This is a genomic window from Sediminihabitans luteus, assembly GCF_002797595.1.
In the GTDB taxonomy this organism is placed as follows: domain Bacteria; phylum Actinomycetota; class Actinomycetes; order Actinomycetales; family Cellulomonadaceae; genus Paraoerskovia; species Paraoerskovia lutea.
Genome location: NZ_PGFE01000002.1, coordinates 658944 through 678754, shown reverse-complemented (window position 1 = coordinate 678754; position 19811 = coordinate 658944). Strand labels below are relative to the sequence as shown.

The window sequence follows — 19811 nt, the reverse complement described above, 5'->3', positions numbered from 1 at the left end:
CCACCGGGTGACGACGCTCCCTGGTGCGGGACACCCCGACAGGACTATGGTTCTGGTCGGTCGTCCATGTCGAGCAGGGCGACGGCACGACCCGTGTCGACGAGCCCGAGGAGGTACTCCGTGCGAACAGGTGCTCAGGTGCGGCGCGCCGAGGTCGACGACCTCTCCGCGCTGATCCCGATCTGCCTCGAGGCGCGCGCCGAGTCCGGTGCGGGGATCCAGCTCAGCACCGCGGAGGAGCGCGGGGTCCTGCGCCACCTCCAGCTGCTCGTCTCGCTGCCCGGCGGCGAGGTGCTCGTCGCCTACGACGACGGCGCGGTCGTGGGCTTCCTGCTGCTGCGGACCGTCACGTCCGCGATCCTCGTCGACGCGCCGACGGTCTACGTCGAGGCCGTGTACGTCCAGTCCGACGCACGCCGGCGGGGCGTCGGGCACGCGCTGCTCGCCGCGGTCGCGGAGATCGCCGACCACGAGGGCGCGGCCGACGTCTACGCGGTGCCGCTGCCCGGCGCGCGCGGTGTCCAGCGCTTCCTCGCCCGCCTCGGCTTCGCGCCCGCGGGCGGCCACCGCGTCGTCGCGACGCCCGTGCTGCAGCGCCGCCTGGCGACCGACGCGGCCCCGAGCCGCCGCAGCACGCGCAGCCTCGAGGACCTCATCGCCCGCCGACGCCGCGCCCGCACCGAGGGGCTCAGCGGCCCCGTCGACTTGCGGGCGTTCCAGCGGTCCTACCAGGAGGGCATGGAGCGGGACGCCCTCGAACCGACGCCGGTGCGCCGCTCGGCCGACGACGAGCACTTCGACCGGGCGGACGTCGACCCACGGTCCGTGCGGGCACGGACCGTCGACGGCCGCGGCCCGGAGCGCGTGGCCCGCTGAACGACCAGCGGCCCCCTGAACGATCCGCAGGACGCGCGACGGCTCAGGCGTCCAGCACGAGGCACGACAGCCGCGCCGTGCACACCCGGCGACCCGCGTCGTCCGACACCACGATCTCGTAGCTCGCGGTCGTGCGGCCCCGGTGCAGCGCGGTCGCGACCGCGGTGACGGTTCCCGTCCGCACGCCCCGGTGATGCGTCGCGTTGAGCTCCGTGCCGACCGAGGCCCTGCCCGGGCCGGCGTGGATCTGCGCGGCGATCGACCCGACCGTCTCGGCGAGCGCCGCCGACGCGCCACCGTGCAGCAGCCCGGCGGGCTGCGTGTTCCCCTCGACGGGCATCGTGGCGACCACCCGGGCGGCCGACGCCTCGAGGATCTGCGTCCCCGTGCGCTCGATCAGCGTCCCGCGCGTGCTGGCGACGAGCGCCGCGAGCTCGGTCGGGTCGAGCGGCCTGTCCGTAGGGGGAGCGGTGGTGGCGGGGCCGCCTGCCCTGGGGGCGGTGGCGACGGCGGGGTCGACGGGCGGGTGCGCTGCGGGTGCCGGGGTGTCGGTCATAGCGGATAGGTTGGCACCTGTGACGACCTCAGCGCGACCTCGGCTCCTGCTCATCGACGGCCACTCGATGGCCTACCGGGCGTACTTCGCCCTGCCGGTCGAGAACTTCTCGACCTCGACGGGCCAGTCCACGAACGCGGTCTTCGGCTTCACCTCGATGCTCATCAACCTGATGCGCGACGAGAAGCCGACGCACCTCGCGGTCGCGTTCGACGCCGGGAGCTCGACGTTCCGCACCGAGCAGCTCCCCACGTACAAGGCGGGCCGGTCGGCCACCCCCGAGCCGTTCAAGGGGCAGGTGCCGCTCATCAAGGAGGTCCTCGAGGCCCTCCGTGTGCCCGTGTTCGAGAAGCCCAACTTCGAGGCCGACGACATCTTCGCGACGTTCGCGACGCAGGGTGCGGCCGCGGGCATGGAGGTGCTCGTCTGCTCGGGCGACCGGGACGCGTTCCAGCTCGTGACCGACGACGTCACGGTGCTCTACCCGAAGCGTGGCGTCTCCGAGCTCGCGCGCATGACGCCCGACGCCGTCGCCGAGAAGTACGGCGTGCCCCCGGAGCAGTACCCCGACCTCGCGGCGCTCGTCGGGGAGACCGCCGACAACCTGCCGGGCGTTCCCGGCGTCGGGCCCAAGACCGCCGCGAAGTGGATCACCCAGTACGGCGGCCTCGAGGGCGTGCTCGACAACGCGGAGGCCATCAAGGGCAAGGCCGGCGAGAGCCTGCGCGCGCACCTCGACCAGGTCCGCACCAACCGACGCCTCAACGCGCTCCTGCGCGACATGGAGCTCCCCGTCGGCCCCGACGAACTCCTGACCCGCCCGTGGGACCGCGAGGCCGTGCACGGCGTGTTCGACGCGCTCGAGTTCGCCACGCTCCGCGAGCGGCTGTTCGCCCTCGCCCCCGACGCCGACGAAACCCCCGAGGCCGGCCTCGAGGTCACGCTCGACACGCTCGCCCCCGGAGAGCTCGGTGCATGGCTCGCCGAGCGCCGCGGCAGCCGCCTCGGCGTCGACGTGCAGGGCAAGACCTCCCCCGTGGGCGGGGACGCGTGGGCGGTGTCGATCGCGGACGTCAGGCACGCCGTCGCGCTCGACCTCGCCGACGTCGCGGGCGACGACGAGACGGCCCTCGAGCGCTGGCTCGCCGACCCCGACGCCCCCAAGGTGCTGCACGGGGCGAAGGCCGCCGCCCACGCGCTGCACGCGCGCGGCCTCGCGCTCGACGGCGTCGTGTTCGACACCGAGCTCGCCGCCTACCTGTGCCACCCCGACCAGCGCGGCTACGACCTCGGCGACCTCGCCGTGCGGCACCTGCGGCGCGAGCTGCGCGTCGAGGACGCCGCCGCGCAGGGCGCGCTCGACCTCGACGACGGCCTCGGCGCGCGCACCGCGGGCGCGGCCCGCGCGACCGCGATCCGCGACCTCGCGGACGTCCTGGGCGACGAGGTCGCCGACCGTGGCGCGGCAGCGCTGCTGACCGAGCTCGAGATGCCCCTCGCGCGCGTGCTCGAGCAGGTCGAGCGCACCGGCATCGCCGTCGACGTGGACTACCTGCGCGAGCTCGAGCGCCACTTCGCCGAGCTCGTCGCCGGCGCCGCGGCCGCCGCCTACGAGGTCATCGACCGCGAGGTCAACCTCGGCTCGCCCAAGCAGCTCCAGGAAGTCCTGTTCGACCAGCTCGACATGCCCAAGACGAAGAAGATCAAGACCGGGTACACGACCGACGCCGCGGCGCTCGCGGACCTCTTCGTCAAGACCGGGCACCCGTTCCTCGAGCACCTGCTCGCGCACCGTGACGCGACGCGCCTGCGGCAGACCGTCGAGGGCCTGCTCAAGTCCGTCGCGGACGACGGCCGCATCCACACCACCTTCCAGCAGACGATCGCGGCCACCGGACGCCTGAGCTCGACCGAGCCGAACCTGCAGAACATCCCGATCCGGACCGAGGCCGGGCGCCGGATCCGTCGCGCGTTCGTCGTCGGCGACGGGTACGAGACGCTGCTGACCGCCGACTACAGCCAGATCGAGATGCGGATCATGGCGCACCTGTCGGGCGACGAAGGTCTCATCGAGGCGTTCCGCTCGGGCGAGGACCTGCACCGCTACGTCGGCTCGCGCGTCTTCGAGGTCGACGCGCAGGACGTCACCTCCGAGATGCGGTCCAAGATCAAGGCGATGTCGTACGGCCTCGCGTACGGGCTCTCGGCGTTCGGCCTGTCGAACCAGCTCCGGATCTCGGTCGGCGAGGCGCAGACCCTCATGGACGACTACTTCTCCCGGTTCGGCGGGGTGCGGGACTACCTCACGGGCGTCGTCGACGAGGCGCGCGCCACGGGCTACACGGCCACGATCATGGGGCGCCGTCGCTACCTTCCGGACCTCACGAGCGACAACCGGCAGCGTCGCGACATGGCTGAGCGCATGGCCCTCAACGCCCCCATCCAGGGGTCGGCGGCGGACATCATCAAGGTCGCGATGCTCGGGGTCCAGGCCGAGCTCGCCGCGCGGGGCCTGCGCTCGCGCCTGCTGCTCCAGGTCCACGATGAGCTCGTGGTCGAGGTCGCGGCGGGGGAGCGGGACGCGGTCGAGGCGGTGCTGCGCGAGCGCATGGGCGCGGCGGCCGACCTGTCGGTCCCGCTCGAGGTGTCGGTCGGCGTCGGCACGAGCTGGCACGACGCCGGGCACTGACCCGCGGCGCGCTCGGCGTCAGTGCGCCGTGGCGACGACCACGAGCGTGCCTGGCAGGAGCCGACCGCGCACGGGACCCCACCCGCCCCAGACCTCGGTGTTCGCCGGGTCCCACTCGGGCTCGACGAGGTCGACCACGTCGAGGCCGGCGGCGACGACGTCCCGCACGTGGTCGCCGACCGTGCGGTGGTACTCCGCGTACGAGACCGCACCGTCGGCGTCGGTCTCGACGTAGGGCCTGCGGTCGAAGTACGAGCGTTGCGCGGTGAGCCCGTGCTCGCTCGGGTCGTCGGGGAACGCCCAGCGCAGCGGGTGCGTCGTCGAGAAGACCCACCGCCCGCCGGGGCGCAGGACCCGTGCGACCTCACGGTGGATGCGCGCGGCGTCCGGGACGAACGGCACGGCGCCGAACGAGGTGAACGCGAGGTCGAACGCGTCGTCCGCGAACGGCAGCGCGCGGGCGTCCGCCTGGACCAGGGGGACGGTGGCCCCGGTGCGGGTCGAGAGCTCGCGCGCGCCGCGCAGCATCCCCGCCGAGACGTCGGTCGCCACGACGCGGGCGCCGCGCCGGGCGAGCCACCGCGAGCAGTGCGCGGCACCTGCGCCGACCTCGAGCACGTCGCGCCCGGCGACGTCGCCCAGCAGGCGGGCGTCGTCCTCCCGCAGCCCTTCCGGCCCCCAGCGGAACCCGTCGGGGCCGAGGAACTCCCCGTGCTCGGTGAGGTACTCGTCGGCGTTGTCGTCCCACCAGGACCGGGCGGCGCTGCCCCCGGCGTGCTCGGGGACGTCGCGGTAGCCGGCGGATCCGAGGCTCGTCATGCCTCATTGTCCGTCACGTGCATCGTCCGTCACGTGCCCCTCGGGGCGGCGTCGCGACCGCCACGGGTCACCGCGCTGCGCCGGGGCCGTGCCGCGGACGCGGGGCGGAGGGTCGAGCGTCGGACACCGGCAGACCGGCCTGCGGGACGTCGCGGGCGAGCGTGGACCTTCGCGATAGGTTGGGGACGTCCGGCGGGGGAGCCGTCGGGGGGCGCGCCGCGGCGCGCCCGGACCCAGGACGAGGAGACAGCGTGCGGATCGGACTGCTCACAGGTGGCGGGGACTGCCCCGGGCTCAACGCGGCGATCCGGGCGGTGGTCAAGCAGGCGACGGGCGAGTACGGCTACACCGTGACGGGGTTCCGCAACGGGTGGCGCGGCGTCGTCGACGGCGACGTCGTCCCCCTGGGTCGGCCCGACATCCGCAACGTCCTGCCGGTGGGCGGCACCCTGCTCGGCACGGCACGGTTCCACCCGCACGCCGAGGACGGCGGGCTCGACGGCGTCCTGGCGACGCTCGAGGCGGAGCGCATCGACTCGCTCATCTGCATCGGCGGCGACGGCACCCTGCACGCCGCGCAGCAGGTCGCCCAGGCGGGGGTCGACGTGGTCGCGATCCCGAAGACGATCGACAACGACGTCGAGGGGACCGACCTGTCGATCGGCTTCCACACCGCGGTGAACATCGCGACCGAGGCGCTCGACCGGGTGCACACGACCGCGGAGAGCCACAACCGCGTGATGGTCGTCGAGGTCATGGGTCGGCACGCCGGGTGGATCGCCGTCAACGCCGGCATCGCGGGCGGTGCGGAGGTCGTGCTCGCCCCCGAGGAGCCCTTCGACATCGAGGCCGTGGTCAAGTACCTGCGGCACCGGCACCGTGCGCACGCGAACTTCTCGATCGTCGTGGTGGCCGAGGGTGCGCTGCCCAAGGCCGGCAGCGCGATGGAGTACGAGCAGGCCCTGGGCCGGTTCGGCGAGATCGTCGCGGGGTCGATCGGCGAGCGCGTCGCCGCCGAGATCGCCGAGCGCACGGGCTTCGACACGCGCCTGACGGTGCTCGGTCACGTGCAGCGCGGCGGGGAGCCGACCCCGACCGACCGCATCCTGGGCAGTCGGTTCGGCGTCGCCGCGGTGGACGCCGCGAGCCGCGGCGAGTCGCAGGTCATGACCGCGCTGCGGGGCGAGTCGGTCGTCATGGTGCCGCTCGCCGAGATCGCCGGCAAGGTCAAGCACGTGCCGAGCGAGCTGCTGCGGGTCGCGCAGGTGCTCGCCTGACGTTGATTTCGTGATGCTGCGCCGATATGATGCTCAACGGTGCAGTGCGCCTACCCCCTGATCGACAGACCGGCCGGCAATGCAGGCCGATCGTCGGGTCGTCGGCCCGGTCCTCGGACCAGGTCGGTCGTGGGCAGGTGTGCAGCCGACGTCGTCACCACGACGACGCGGCGCACCGGAACGATCCTTGTCCCCACTACGTCCTGTCCGCATCGGAGCATCGAACTCAATGACCATCTCCACCCCCGCGAAGTCCGCACCCCAGGTTGCCATCAACGACATCGGCACCGAAGAGGACTTCCTTGCCGCCATCGACGCGACCATCAAGTACTTCAACGATGGCGACATCGTCGAAGGCACGATCGTCAAGGTCGACCGTGACGAGGTTCTCCTCGACATCGGTTACAAGACCGAGGGCGTCATCCCCTCCCGCGAGCTGTCCATCAAGCACGACGTCGACCCCGGCGAGGTCGTGCAGGTCGGCGACGCGGTCGAGGCCCTGGTCCTCCAGAAGGAGGACAAGGAGGGTCGTCTGATCCTGTCCAAGAAGCGTGCGCAGTACGAGCGCGCCTGGGGCACGATCGAGAAGATCAAGGAGGAGGACGGCGTCGTCACCGGCACCGTCATCGAGGTCGTCAAGGGTGGTCTCATCCTCGACATCGGCCTGCGTGGCTTCCTCCCCGCCTCCCTCGTGGAGATGCGTCGCGTCCGCGACCTCCAGCCGTACGTCGGCAAGGAGATCGAGGCGAAGATCATCGAGCTCGACAAGAACCGCAACAACGTCGTCCTCTCGCGCCGTGCCTGGCTCGAGCAGACGCAGTCCGAGGTGCGCTCGACCTTCCTGCAGACCCTGCAGAAGGGCCAGGTCCGCCCCGGTGTCGTCTCCTCGATCGTCAACTTCGGTGCGTTCGTGGACCTCGGCGGCGTCGACGGCCTCGTGCACGTCTCCGAGCTGTCCTGGAAGCACATCGACCACCCGTCCGAGGTCGTCGAGGTCGGCCAGGAGGTCACGGTCGAGGTGCTCGACGTGGACTTCGACCGCGAGCGTGTCTCCCTGTCGCTGAAGGCGACGCAGGAGGACCCGTGGCAGACGTTCGCCCGCACGCACGCGATCGGTCAGGTCGTGCCGGGCAAGGTCACCAAGCTCGTCCCGTTCGGTGCGTTCGTGCGCGTCGAGGACGGCATCGAGGGCCTCGTGCACATCTCGGAGCTCGCGGTCCGTCACGTGGACCTGCCCGAGCAGGTCGTCACGGTCGGCGAGGAGGTGTTCGTCAAGGTCATCGACATCGACCTCGAGCGTCGCCGCATCTCGCTGTCGCTCAAGCAGGCCAACGAGGGCGTGGACCCGGAGTCGGACGACTTCGACCCCGCGCTGTACGGCATGGCTGCCGAGTACGACGAGCAGGGCAACTACAAGTACCCCGAGGGCTTCGACCCCGAGTCGAACGAGTGGCTCGAGGGCTTCGAGACGCAGCGCGAGGCGTGGGAGGCGGAGTACGCCAAGGCCCACGAGCGCTGGGAGGCGCACCGCAAGCAGGTCGCCGAGGCGCTCAAGGCCGACACCGAGGCCACGACCTCGGAGTCCGCTGCTCCGGCCGCCGGCAACGCGTCGTCCTACTCCTCGGCTCCGGCCCAGGAGGTCGGTGGCGGCACGCTCGCGTCCGACGAGGCGCTCGCCGCTCTGCGCGAGAAGCTCACGGGCAACTGAGTCCCACCGCTGAGGCGCTCGTCGAGCGCTGACGCCTGACACGGGCCCGTCACCCTTCGGGGTGGCGGGCCCGTCGTCGTCCCAGGCCTTCGCCGTCGACCCGCTTCTCTGATCCGTGTCGCTGACCCGCGTCCGGCGGTGGCGCGCCCCCTCGCGCACGGTGCCGGACGACGCGTGGCCGGGCCGTCCCGGACGCGCACCGTGGCCCGGCCGAGCGCAACGAGCTCGGGAGATTGGCGCGAACGCTCAGGCGGTGGGTGCGAACTGCGTCCGGTAGAGCTCGGCGTAGAGCCCGCCCACGGCGAGGAGCTCGGCGTGCGTGCCGTGCTCGACCACGCGCCCGGCGTCGAGCACGACGATCGCGTCGGCGTCGCGCACGGTCGAGAGCCGGTGCGCGATCACGAGCGAGGTGCGCCCGCGCAGCGCCTCGGCGAGCGCGGCCTGGACGGCGACCTCGGACTCGGAGTCGAGGTGGGCGGTCGCCTCGTCGAGGATCACGACGTCGGGCGCCTTGAGCAGCAGGCGGGCGATCGCGAGCCGCTGCCGCTCGCCGCCCGAGAGGCGATAGCCGCGGTCGCCGACGACGGTGTCGAGGCCGTCGGGCAGGGACCGGACCAGGTCCCACACGTGCGCCTGGCGCAGCGCGCGCTCGAGGGCCGCGTCGTCGGCGTCGGGGCGCGCGTACCGCAGGTTCGCCGCGATGGTGTCGTGGAACATGTGGGCCTCCTGCGAGACCACGCCGAGCGTCGCGCGGACCGAGGCGTGCGACGCCGCGCGCAGGTCGACGCCGCCGATCCTGACGGTGCCCCCGGTCGGGTCGTACATGCGGGTCACGAGCTGCGTCACGGTCGTCTTGCCCGCCCCGGACGGCCCGACGAGCGCGACCATTGCTCCGGCGGGCACCGTGAAGGTGACGCCGTGCAGCGTGTCACCCACGGGATCGCCGGTGGGAGCACCGACCGCCTCGAGCGAGGCGAGCGAGACCTCGGCCGCGCCGGGGTAGCGGAACCGCACCTGGTCGAGCTCGACCGAGGCGCCACGGACGGTCACGGCGGCGCGCAGGTCCTGGGGAGCGGGGGACTCCGCGACGGACGGCTCGAGGTCGAGCACCTCGAGCACCCGTTCGAAGCTCACGAGCGCCGTCATGACGTCGACCTGCACGTTCGACATCGCGGTGAGCGGCCCGTAGAGGCGCGACAGGTAGGCGGTGAGGGCGACGACGACGCCGACGGTGAGCTCGCCCCGGATCGCGAGGACCCCGCCGAGGCCGTAGATCACGGCGATCGCGATCGACGCGACCGTCGTCAGCCCGACGCGGAAGTACGTGCTGTACAGCGCCTGGCGCACGCCGATGTCGCGCACGCGTCGTGCCTGCGCCGCGTACGCCGCGGACTCGCGCCCGGGGTCGCCGAAGATCTTGACCAGGTGAGCCCCCGCGACGTTGAACCGTTCGTTCATGGTCTGCGCGGCCTCGGCGTTGAGGTCGTAGCTCTCGCGCGTGATCGCCGCGATCCGGCGCCCGAACCACCGGGCCGGCAGCACGAAGACGGGGAGCAGCACGAGGGACACGAGGGTGAGCTGCCACGACATCGACAGCATCGCGGCGAGCACGAACACCACCGTGAGCGAGTTGCTGACGACGTTCTGCAGCGTCGAGGTGAACGCCTGCTGCGCGCCGAGGACGTCGCCGTTGAGCCGCTGCACCAGGGCCCCGGTGCGCGCACGGGCGAAGAACGCGAGCGGCATGCGCTGCACGTGGTCGAACACGGCGGAGCGCAGGTCGAGGATCAGGCCCTCGCCCACGCGCGCGGAGATCCACCGCGTCACCACGCCGAGCGCGGCGGTCACGAGCGCGAGCCCTGCGACGACCGCCGACGAGCCGATCACGACGTCGGTGCGCCCGGCGACGATGCCGTCGTCGATGAGCCGGCGGAACAGCAGCGGCGTCGCGGCGCCCGCAGCCGCGTCGAGCGCGATGAGCACCAGGAACACCGCGAGCTCGCCCCGGTACGGCCGCGCGAACGCGACGACCCGGCGCAGCGTGCCGGGTGCGAGCCGGTGCGAGCGCACGCCCGCGTCCTGACGGAAGGAGGACATGCCGCCGCGCGGGGAGAAGTGGGGGACGCTCACCGTCCGAGGCTAACCCCGCTCGCGACGTCCGCCGGCACTGGCAGGATGGGGTGATGCTACGTATCGGACTCACGGGCGGAATCGCGGCAGGCAAGTCGGTGGCCTCACGCAGGCTGGGGGAGCGGGGGGCGGTCGTGCTCGACTACGACCTGCTCGCTCGCGAGGCCGTGCACCCCGGTTCGGTCGGCCTGGAGGAGGTCGTCGAGGCGTTCGGCCCGGGGGTCCTGGCCGCGGACGGCGCGCTCGACCGCCCGGCGCTGGCGGCCGTGGCCTTCGGCGACGACGGGGCACGGGAGCGGCTCAACGCGATCGTGCACCCCGAGGTGCGGCGTCTGGCGGCCGAGCGGGAGGCCGCGGCCGGTGCCGCGGACGCCGACGCCGTCGTCGTGCACGACGTGCCGCTGCTCGTCGAGACGGGTCGCACCGCGGACTTCCACCTCGTCGTCGTCGTGGACGCACCTCTCGCGCTGCGCGTCGAGCGGCTCGTGTCTGGGCGGGGGATGGGCGAGGGCGAGGCGAGGTCGCGGATCGCGGCCCAGGCGGACGACGACGCGCGACGCGCGCTCGCGGACGTCGTCCTCGACGGCAGCGGGACCGAGGACGCGCTCGTCGCGCAGGTCGACGCCCTCTGGGAGCGGCTGGTGCGGGAGACGGCGGAGGAGTCCGCGGACGACTAGCGGCGCGCACCGCGCGGGCGACGAGCGAAGGGCTGGTGCCGGGGGGTCTCCGGGCACCAGCCCTTCGTCATTCCCTACCGTGCGTCATGCTCGGCGTCGGCGGGCGATCAGGAGCGCCGTCACGCCCGTGGTCAGCAGCAGCAGGACCGCGGCGGCCAACGGGGCGACGTCCGAACCCGTGCTCGCGAGCGGCTTCTCGGTCGGTGCCGTGGTGGTCGGCGCCGACGTCGACGGCTGCGGCCCGGTGAACGTGTTCGTCACCGTGACGGTCGTCGCCGTGGCGGCGCCCTCGACGATGGTGAAGTCGCCCTCGGGGTCGATCGTGGACTCCCAGGTGCCGTTGTCGTCGGTCGGGGCGTCCTCGGTGACCGAGCACGTGGTGCCGACGGGGAAGCCGTCGAGCGCGAGCTCGTCGCCGTCCGTGAGCGTCCAGGTGCCGGTCGTGTCGCCGGCTGCGTTCGGGGCGTCGCACGTCCAGGTGCCGGTGAACTCGGTCGTGGACGCGCCGTCGTCACCGACGACGACCTTGGTGATCGTGAACCCGCCCAGCACGACGCCCTGCTCGAACGTGTTGGTCACGGTCACGGCGTCGATCGCCGTCTGGTCGGTGCTCCCGATCGTGATCGTGTCGGGCGTGATCTCGGCGGTCCACGCACCGTTCGGGTCCTCGACGGTCGGTTCGCTCACGGTGCAGGTCGTGCCCACCGGGAAGCCCCCGACGGCCGGCGACACCCCGTCGGCCTCGAGCGTGAACGTGCCCTCGCTGAGCCCGTCCTCGTTCGGGGCGTCGCACGACCAGTCGACCTCGAACGAAGTCGTGGCAGCGCCCTCGTCGCCCTCGACGACCTTGGTCACCTGGAAGGCACCCACGTCGCTCGTGAACGTGTTGGTCACGGTCACCGTGGCCGCGGTGGCGTCGCCCTCGACGATGGTGAAGTCGCCCTCGGGGTCGATCGTGGACTCCCAGGTGCCGTTGTCGTCGGTCGGGGCGTCCTCGGTGACCGAGCACGTGGTGCCGGTCGGGAAGCCGGCGAGCGCGAGCTCGTCGCCGTCCGCGAGCGTCCAGGTGCCGGTCGTGTCGCCGTCGGCGTTCGCCGCGTCGCAGGTCCACGTCCCCGTGAACTCGGTCGTGGACGCGCCGTCGTCGCCCGTGACCGCCTTGGTGATCGTGAAGCCGCCGACGGCGCGGGTGAAGTCGTTCGTGACCGTGACCGTGGTCTCGGTGCCGTCGCCCTCGACGATGGTGAACTCGCCGTCGGGGTCGATCGTGGACTCCCAGGTGCCGTTGTCGTCGGTCGGGGCGTCCTCCGCGACGGAGCAGGCGGTGCCGACCGGGAACCCTGCGACGGTCACCTCCCCGCCGTCGACGAGCGTCCAGGTGCCGGTCGTCTCGCCGTCCGCGTCCTCGGCGTCACAGGTCCACGTCCCCGTGAACTCGGTCGTGGACGCACCATCGTCGCCCGTGACCGCCTTGGTGATCGTGAAGCCACCCACGGGGGTCTGGGAGTAGGTGTTCGTGACGGTGACGGTGGTCGCGGTGGCGTCGCCCTCGACGATCACGAAGTCGCCCTCGGGGTCGATCGACGAGACCCAGCTGCCGTCCTCCTCGGTCGGGACGTCCTCGGTGACCGAGCAGGTGGTGCCGGTCGGGAAGCCGTCGAGCGCGAGCTCGTCACCGTCGGTCAGCGTCCAGGTTCCGGTCGTGTCGCCGTCGGTGTTCGCGGCGTCGCACGTCCACGTGCCGGTGAACTCGGTCGTGGTCGCACCCTCGTCGCCGGCGACGGCCTTGGTGATCGTGAAGCCGCCGACGGCGTGCGTGAACTCGTTCGTCACCGTGACCGTGGTCTCGGTGCCGTCGCCCTCGACGATCACGAAGTCGCCCTCGGGGTCGATGCTGGACTCCCAGGTGCCGTTGTCGTCGGTCGGGGCGTCCTCGGTCACCGAGCAGGTCGTGCCCGTCGGGAAGCCCGCGACCGCGGAGGATCCGCCGTCCGCGAGGGACCACGTGCCGGTCGTGTCGCCCGCCGCGTTCGGGGCGTCGCACGTCCAGGTGCCGGAGAACTCGGTGGTCGACGCGCCGTCGTCGCCCGTGACCTCCTTGGTGATCGTGAAGCCGCCGATGGCGTGCGTGAACTCGTTCGTCACCGTCACGGCGATCGCGGTCGCGTCACCCTCGACGATCACGAAGTCGCCCTCGGGCGAGATCGTCGGGCTCCAGTCCCCGTTGTCGTCGGTCGGCGCGTCCTCGGTGACCGAGCAGGTGGTGCCGGTCGGGAAGCCGTCGAGCGCGAGATCCTCACCGTCGGCCAGCGTCCAGGTGCCCGAGGACAGGCCGTCGGCGTTCTCGGCGTCGCAGGTCCACGTGCCCGTGAACTCGGTGGTCGACGCGCCGTCGTCGCCCTCGACGGCCTTGGTGATGGTGAAGCCGCCGACGGCGTGCGTGAACTCGTTCGTGACCGTGACCGTGGTCTCGGTGCCGTCGCCCTCGACGATCACGAAGTCACCGTCGGGGTCGATCGTGGACTCCCAGTCCCCGTTGTCGTCGGTCGGGGCGTCCTCGGTCACCGAGCAGGTCGTGCCCGTCGGGAAGCCCGTGACGGTCACGTCCTCGCCGTCGGAGAGCGACCAGCTACCGGTCGACTGCCCGTCGAGGTTCTCGGCGTCGCACGTCCACGTCCCCGTGAAGTCGGTCGTGGATGCGCCGTCGTCGCCCGTGACCGCCTTGGTGATCGTGAAGCCGCCGCGCTCGAGCGTGGCCGTGTTGGTCACCTCGACCTCGGCGACCGTGCCTTCGGCCCCGATGACCACCGAGTTGGGGGAGATGACCGGGGTGCCCCAGTCGACCCCCTCGATCTCGGGGAACGTCGGCTCGGAGAGAGTGACCTCGTCGCCCTCGGCCAGGTCGATCGGGCCGGTCACCGGCGTGCCGTCGGCGAGGACGTCGAGCGTGCCCGTGCGGCCAAGGTTCGGGCTGTCGCTCGGGGCCGTGACCTCCCAGTCGACCGTGAAGGTCGTGTCGTCGGGGACCTCGCCCACGCCGTCGCCCTCGACGGACTTGGCGACCGAGAAGGTGCCGGGCAGGGTCTGCACGCACCCGAGCGCACCCGTGAAGGGGAACGAGTGATACTCGAGGCCCGTGAGGTTGAAGACACTCCCCGTGTGAACCAGATCCCCGGCTGCGTAGATGCGCCCGTTGGTCCCCGAGAACCCGATGCTTGCCGTCGAGGCGGGGTTCCCGATCAGGATCGACCCCGGGAGCTGGGTGTCGCCGCCGAGCGTGACGTCCGTCGCGAAGGGGTAGTTCCACAGCACACGGTCGCCGGCCTCGAGCGTCGAGTTCGGGTCGCCGTCACCGACGATGATGTCGCTGATCCGCTGCTGCACCGTCCCGGTGCCGAGGGTGTTGACGAGCACCGTCGCGCCCGGCTTGACGCCGACGACGGAGACGGTCACGCTCTGGGTCGCCGAGCCGAGCATGTCAGGGATCGTGAACACAACGAGGTCGCCGGTCCCGTCGCTGGTCGCGGTGTAGACGTTGCCGACGTTCGAGAGCGTTCCCTGCTCCAGCGTCAGCGCGCCACCTTCGTTGACCACGGTGGTCGCGTCGGTCGTGCTGAGCTCGGCATAGCACTGCTGCGAATAGCGGGACATCTTCCCGTCCGGGCCGAACAGGTCGGTGTAGTGGTCATCGTCGATGACCGAGACGTCGGTGTACAGGTAGTTCTGCGTCGGCCCCAGGAGCGTGTCCTGATTCGCGGAGTCGACGTCGCCCAGGTCGCCGTACGTGCCGTTCGCCGTGTAGCTGGGGTCGGTGAAGTTGTGGGCGCCGCCGACGCGAAGCGTGGCTGTGCGATAGCCGCCCGAACCATCGGCTCCGTACGCCGTGACCCCGGTTGACGTGCCATTGACGGTCGTGTCTCCACCTGTGACGAACATGTCCTCGTCGTCGGCGGGAACGACGCCTGTGCCAGCGCCCACGACACCGACCGAGTAGCCGCGGTCGAACGTCGCGCTACCGTTGATCACCATGAGGCCTTCGGTCTCGGTGCCTCCGTCGCTCGGCACGGAGAAGTCGCCGCCCACGATGACGTTCGGACCGTTGTCGGTCCCGTAGAACTGGCCGAGGATATTGGGTGGGATGAGCCATCCGGAGCAGTTGTCGTCCGACTCGTCGTCAGGGACGCACGGGCCCCACGCTCCTGGTGCACCGGTCGAGTCCTCGGGTGCAGGCCCGGGGAGGATGCCCGAGGCGGGGGGGATGAGGTCGGCGGGGGCCGCGGCGGCCGTCTCCGAGGTGCTCACAGTCGCCACGACCGCGAGCGATCCCACGAGCGCGAGGCTCAGCGCTGCCGAGGCAGCGGTGAATCGTTGGAGTGGCGGCCGTGCGTGGCGGGGTGCGTTCGACATCGATTCCGTCCCTGGCGCTCGAGGTGGTGACGCGCGCCCGGACTTCGAGGCCGTACCCCGCGGAGCACGGCCCTGCCGGTCGAGCGCCCCCGTTCGACTACTTCCCACGACAGTAGGGGAGTTCATCCGCCTGCGCGACGCATGGGAAGAACGTGCCGCGGGTGAACATCCGCGGAGATGCGGGCGCAGCCGCGCGCACAGGGACGCCTGAGGGCCGTGCTCCGCGAGCTCTCGCTCGCGGAGCACGGCCCTCGGGCGTGCTGCATCAGCCTGTCGGGGCTGGACGGATCAGCCCTGCTGGGCGGCCCGACGACGCAGGATCAGCAGTGCCGCGCCGCCACCGGCGAGCAGCAGCGCGACGATCGACGCCGTGGCGACGGTCGCACCGGTCATCGCGAGGCCACCCTCCTCGGCCTCGGGCGACGGGACGCTCGTGCCGAGCACCTCGGGCGACTCGGACGGCGACGGGACGCTCGTGCCGAGCACCTCGGGCGACTCGGACGGCGTGCTCGACACCGACTCGCTCGGCGTGGCCGACGGCTCGTCGGACGGGGTCACCGACTCGGTCGGCGTGCTCGACTCGGTCGGCTCCGGGCTCTGCGTCGGGACCGGGGGGAGCGGCGGGACCGTCGGCACGACGACCGGCGGCTCGGGGATGTCGGTCGGTTCGCACCCGAGCTCGGAGGCGCCGATCCACGGGTAGTTGTGGTGCTCGAGGCCGCTGTACGAGCCGCCGAACGTCAGGTCGCCGCCGACCCAGAGGCGGCCGTTGGTGTGGGTGCTGTCGGCGACGTCCGCCTCGGGGGCGAGGATGCTGCCGACGAGCTGGCTGCCGCCCGCGAGGGTCAGCTCGGTCGCGTCGGGGAAGTTCCAGACGATGCGCGGTGCCCAGGCGCCGATCTTCGTGAAGTCGTCGATCCGCTGGCCGAAGTTGCCACCGGCGACGTAGGTCGAGTCGAGGCGCGCCGTGGTGCCCGAGACGTTGATGACGATCGGGGTGTCGGTCCCGACGTTCTTGAACGTCACCGCGCCGAGGTCGTCGGCCTGCTGCGCGGTGAGCGAGAAGACCTGCGTCGCGTCCGTGCCGTCGCCGATGAGGGCGGGCCAGCCCGAGTCCGTGCCGAGGGTGCCGTTCGCCTCGAGCGCGGCGAGCTTCTGGGACGCGGTCGCGAGCGTCTCGCGTGCGGCGTCGACCTTCGTGGAGGTCGCGCCCGGCTTGTTCGGCTTGGCCGTGCCGCCGTTGAGGTCCATCGTGCCGGTGATGTCGCCACCGGAGAGGACGTTGCCGCCCTTCTTGGTGCCCTTCTCGAGCCCGTGGCCCACGTGCAGGTTCGAGCCGGCGGTCACCGTCACCGCGCCGAGCGAGATGAGCATGTCGCTGCCGGGCGGCGGCGTGATCTGCGAACCGCCGCCAGCGCGGCCGAGGTTGAACAGCCCTGCGGAGATCGTCGTCGTCCCGCCGACGACGAGTCGGCCCTCGCTCTCGGCCGCCTCGGGAAGCGCGAGGTAGTCGCCCCCGACGAACACGGCGACACCCTTGTCCGTGAAGCTCTGGCTGCCCTGGGTGATGCCCGGGAGGATGCTCGTCTCGGTGCACACGGGCGCACCCTCGCTGTCGCCGTTCGTGGCCGACGCGAGCGTCGGGAACGCGGTCGCGAGCAGGCCCGCCGCGACGGCGGACGAGGCGATGAGGCGCGCGCGGCGTGCCCGCGAGCTGGTGGTCGGTGTGGCGCGGTGCGGCATCCGGGAACTCCAGGAACGTGTCGGGTCGTCTCGCCCGAGGGCGATGGGCGTACGGCCTCCCGCGACGTCGCGGAGGGCTCGGGCGGCGCCTGTCCCAGAGCCGTGGTTCCGGGGCTGCGGCCTAAGTTAGGGGCCTGTACAAGCATCGCCGCGGACACGCTATCAGCGCCCCCGAGAGCCCAACAGGACAAGACGGGTGAAAACAGGTAACGATCCTGCACGACGTCCCGCATCGCGAGACGTCGGTCACACGGGCGGGCCGGCAGGGCGGGCACGGGCCGGTGTCGGTGGTCCGGCGTAGCGTGGATGTATGCGCCCAGTGACCGACCTGCAGCGGACCGTCGCCCCCTTCGAGGTGGTCTCCGAGTACACCCCGTCGGGCGACCAGCCGACCGCGATCGCCGAGCTCGCGCAGCGCGTGCAGGCGGGGGAGAAGGACGTCACCCTCCTCGGTGCGACCGGCACCGGCAAGTCGGCCACGACGGCCTGGCTCATCGAGAAGCTCCAGCGTCCGACGCTCGTGATGGCGCCCAACAAGACGCTCGCCGCGCAGCTCGCGACCGAGTTCCGCGAACTGCTTCCCAACAACGCGGTCGAGTACTTCGTCTCGTACTACGACTACTACCAGCCCGAGGCGTACATCGCGCAGACGGACACGTACATCGAGAAGGACTCGTCGATCAACGACGAGGTCGAGCGGCTGCGTCACTCCGCGACGTCCTCGCTGCTCACGCGCCGCGACGTCGTCGTGGTCGCGTCCGTGTCGTGCATCTACGGTCTCGGCACGCCGCAGGAGTACGTGGACCGCATGGTGCGGCTCGACGTCGGCGACCACGTCGAGCGGGACGACCTGCTGCGCAAGTTCGTCACGATGCAGTACACGCGCAACGACGTGGCCTTCACGCGCGGCACGTTCCGCGTGCGCGGCGACACCGTCGAGATCATCCCGGTGTACGAGGAGCTCGCGATCCGGATCGAGTTCTTCGGCGACGAGATCGAGGCGATCCAGACGTTGCACCCGCTCACGGGCGACGTGGTGCGCGACGAGTCGAGCATCTTCGTGTTCCCCGCGACGCACTACGTGGCCGGCCCCGAGCGCATGGAGCGTGCGATCTCCTCGATCGAGGCCGAGCTCGCCGAGCGGCTCGACGAGCTCGAGCAGCAGAACAAGCTCCTCGAGGCGCAGCGGCTGCGCATGCGCACGACCTACGACATCGAGATGATGCGGCAGATCGGCTCGTGCTCGGGTATCGAGAACTACTCGCGGCACATCGACGGACGCGCCCCCGGGACGGCGCCCAACACGCTCCTCGACTACTTCCCCGAGGACTTCCTGCTCGTGGTCGACGAGTCGCACGTGACGGTCCCGCAGATCGGCTCGATGTTCGAGGGTGACATGTCGCGCAAGCGGAGCCTCGTCGACCACGGGTTCCGGCTGCCGAGCGCGACCGACAACCGGCCGTTGCGCTGGGAGGAGTTCGTCGAGCGGATCGGCCAGACGGTCTACCTGTCCGCGACGCCCGGCGCGTACGAGCTCTCGATGTCGGACGGCGTGGTGGAGCAGATCATCCGCCCGACCGGCCTGGTCGACCCGAAGGTCGTCGTGAAGCCGACGCAGGGCCAGATCGACGACCTGCTCGGCGAGATCCGCGACCGCGCGGCGCGCAACGAGCGCGTGCTGGTCACGACGCTCACCAAGAAGATGTCGGAGGACCTCACCGACTACCTGCTCGACAAGGGGGTGCGCGTGCGGTATCTGCACTCCGAGGTCGACACGCTGCGCCGCATCGAGCTGCTGCGAGAGCTCCGGCTCGGGGAGTACGACGTGCTCGTCGGGATCAACCTGCTGCGCGAGGGCCTGGACCTGCCCGAGGTGTCGCTCGTGGCGATCCTCGACGCCGACAAGGAGGGGTTCCTGCGCTCCGGAACCTCGCTGATCCAGACGATCGGCCGTGCCGCCCGCAACGTCTCGGGCGAGGTGCACATGTACGCCGACAAGATCACCGCGGCGATGGAGAAGGCCATCGGGGAGACCGAGCGGCGGCGTGAGAAGCAGGTCGCGTACAACCTCGAGCACGGCATCGACCCGACCCCGCTGCGCAAGCGCATCTCGGACGTGACCGACATGCTCGCGCGCGAGGACATCGACACAGCGGAGCTCCTCAAGGGCGGCTACCGCAAGCCGGGCGCGAAGGCGCCGGTGCCCGGTGGGCCCAAGGAGGGCGCGACCACGGGCAACCGGCTCGCGGGCGTCGCGGCGAGCGAGCTGGCTGACCTCATCCAGGAGCTGAGCGACCAGATGCACGCGGCGGCCGGCGAGTTGCAGTTCGAGCTCGCCGCGCGGCTGCGCGACGAGATCGGTGGGCTCAAGAAGGAGCTCCGCCAGATGCAGGCCGCGACGGCCTGACCGGGACGGCGGCCGCCCGGACCTCCGGCCGCGCAGCAGGCGGGGAGCACGGTCATGGCACGCACGATGCAGGTCACGTTCGACGCGAAGGACCCCGAGGCGCTGGGACGGTTCTGGTGCCACGCGCTCGGCTACCAGGTCGAGCCGCCGCCCGAGGGCTTCGCGACGTGGGACGACGCGCTCGAGGCGTGGGGCGTCCCGCCCGAGGGTCGCGGCGACGCGTTCGCGATCACCGACCCCGACGGCGTGGCGCCCCGGATCTTCCTGCAGAAGGTGCCCGAGCCCAAGGTCGCCAAGAACCGCGTCCACCTCGACGTCTCCGTGGGTGGTTCGAAGGACGGGCGGCCCGAGCGTGCGCGCGCGCTCGCCGCCGAGCTCGAGGGCCACGGGGCGCGCGTCGTCCAGGAGACGAGCGAGCGAGACGAGTTCTGGATCGTGATGCAGGACCCGGAGGGCAACGAGTTCTGCGTGCAGTAGCGGCACCCCGCCGGGAGAGACTCACGACGGTCGGGCCCGCGCCGG

The 19811-nt window shown here is 71.8% G+C and carries 12 protein-coding genes; 7 read left to right on the top strand and 5 right to left on the bottom strand.

All coding sequences use genetic code 11. The features are described 5' to 3' along the window. Window positions 1–120 precede the first annotated feature (120 nt). The gene (locus CLV28_RS09070; protein WP_157802574.1) at window positions 121–876 is read left to right on the top strand and encodes a GNAT family N-acetyltransferase; all 756 of its coding nucleotides are present in this window, start codon (window positions 121–123) and stop codon (window positions 874–876) included. Window positions 877–919: 43 nt separating this feature from the next. Here the strand turns inward: CLV28_RS09070 and CLV28_RS09065 are convergent, their stop codons facing one another. After that, on the bottom strand, window positions 920–1276 hold the full coding sequence (locus CLV28_RS09065; RefSeq protein WP_373314345.1) for a hotdog fold thioesterase: 357 nt from the start codon (window positions 1274–1276) through the stop codon (window positions 920–922). Window positions 1277–1451: 175 nt separating this feature from the next. Here CLV28_RS09065 and polA point away from each other — a divergent pair, with 175 nt between their 5' ends. Then, window positions 1452–4121, top strand: a complete 2670-nt coding sequence (gene polA, locus CLV28_RS09060; RefSeq protein WP_275405096.1) for a DNA polymerase I — start codon at window positions 1452–1454, stop codon at window positions 4119–4121. An 18-nt stretch (window positions 4122–4139) separates the two neighbouring features. Here the strand turns inward: polA and CLV28_RS09055 are convergent, their stop codons facing one another. Beyond that, window positions 4140–4940 carry a class I SAM-dependent methyltransferase gene (locus CLV28_RS09055; RefSeq protein WP_100422940.1) on the bottom strand — a complete coding sequence of 267 codons (801 nt, stop codon included), beginning with the start codon at window positions 4938–4940 and terminating at the stop codon, window positions 4140–4142. Window positions 4941–5191: 251 nt separating this feature from the next. Between CLV28_RS09055 and CLV28_RS09050 the strand changes: the two genes are divergently transcribed. Both CLV28_RS09050 and rpsA read left to right on the top strand, forming a co-directional pair. Further along, window positions 5192–6217 (top strand): 6-phosphofructokinase, encoded by a 1026-nt coding sequence (locus tag CLV28_RS09050; protein ID WP_100422939.1) that lies wholly within the window; start codon window positions 5192–5194, stop codon window positions 6215–6217. Window positions 6218–6446: 229 nt separating this feature from the next. Then, on the top strand, window positions 6447–7925 hold the full coding sequence (gene rpsA, locus CLV28_RS09045; protein ID WP_100422938.1) for a 30S ribosomal protein S1: 1479 nt from the start codon (window positions 6447–6449) through the stop codon (window positions 7923–7925). Between the two features lie 246 nt (window positions 7926–8171). Here rpsA and CLV28_RS09040 read toward each other — a convergent pair whose 3' ends face one another. Further along, window positions 8172–10022 (bottom strand): ABC transporter ATP-binding protein, encoded by a 1851-nt coding sequence (locus CLV28_RS09040; protein WP_100422937.1) that lies wholly within the window; start codon window positions 10020–10022, stop codon window positions 8172–8174. 86 nt (window positions 10023–10108) lie between these two features. On the opposite strand from CLV28_RS09040, the gene coaE reads away from it, so the two are divergent. Next, window positions 10109–10732, top strand: coding sequence for a dephospho-CoA kinase (gene coaE / locus CLV28_RS09035; protein ID WP_100422936.1), 624 nt, complete (start codon window positions 10109–10111; stop codon window positions 10730–10732). An 84-nt stretch (window positions 10733–10816) separates the two neighbouring features. On the opposite strand, the gene CLV28_RS09030 is transcribed toward coaE, so the two are convergent. Then, on the bottom strand, window positions 10817–15139 hold the full coding sequence (locus tag CLV28_RS09030; protein ID WP_157802573.1) for a DUF5979 domain-containing protein: 4323 nt from the start codon (window positions 15137–15139) through the stop codon (window positions 10817–10819). 288 nt (window positions 15140–15427) lie between these two features. Then, entirely contained in the window at window positions 15428–16882 is a 1455-nt protein-coding gene (locus CLV28_RS09025; RefSeq protein WP_100422934.1) for a choice-of-anchor A family protein, read from the bottom strand. A 310-nt stretch (window positions 16883–17192) separates the two neighbouring features. Here CLV28_RS09025 and uvrB point away from each other — a divergent pair, with 310 nt between their 5' ends. Continuing rightward, on the top strand, window positions 17193–19289 hold the full coding sequence (gene uvrB / locus CLV28_RS09020; protein ID WP_100422933.1) for an excinuclease ABC subunit UvrB: 2097 nt from the start codon (window positions 17193–17195) through the stop codon (window positions 19287–19289). A 54-nt stretch (window positions 19290–19343) separates the two neighbouring features. Beyond that, window positions 19344–19766: a VOC family protein gene (locus CLV28_RS09015; protein ID WP_100422932.1), complete on the top strand. Its 423-nt coding sequence runs from the start codon at window positions 19344–19346 to the stop codon at window positions 19764–19766. The last annotated feature ends 45 nt before the right edge of the window (window positions 19767–19811 follow it).

What these genes read in the sequence shown, in the direction of transcription:
- CLV28_RS09055 (WP_100422940.1), bottom strand. Translation starts at nt 4,940, where the DNA reads ATGACGAGCCTCGGATCCGCCGGCTACCGCGACGTCCCCGAGCACGCC.
- rpsA (WP_100422938.1), top strand. Translation starts at nt 6,447, where the DNA reads ATGACCATCTCCACCCCCGCGAAGTCCGCACCCCAGGTTGCCATCAAC.
- CLV28_RS09040 (WP_100422937.1), bottom strand. Translation starts at nt 10,022, where the DNA reads ATGTCCTCCTTCCGTCAGGACGCGGGCGTGCGCTCGCACCGGCTCGCA.
- coaE (WP_100422936.1), top strand. Translation starts at nt 10,109, where the DNA reads ATGCTACGTATCGGACTCACGGGCGGAATCGCGGCAGGCAAGTCGGTG.
- CLV28_RS09030 (WP_157802573.1), bottom strand. Translation starts at nt 15,139, where the DNA reads ATGTCGAACGCACCCCGCCACGCACGGCCGCCACTCCAACGATTCACC.
- CLV28_RS09025 (WP_100422934.1), bottom strand. Translation starts at nt 16,882, where the DNA reads ATGCCGCACCGCGCCACACCGACCACCAGCTCGCGGGCACGCCGCGCG.
- uvrB (WP_100422933.1), top strand. Translation starts at nt 17,193, where the DNA reads ATGCGCCCAGTGACCGACCTGCAGCGGACCGTCGCCCCCTTCGAGGTG.
- CLV28_RS09015 (WP_100422932.1), top strand. Translation starts at nt 19,344, where the DNA reads ATGGCACGCACGATGCAGGTCACGTTCGACGCGAAGGACCCCGAGGCG.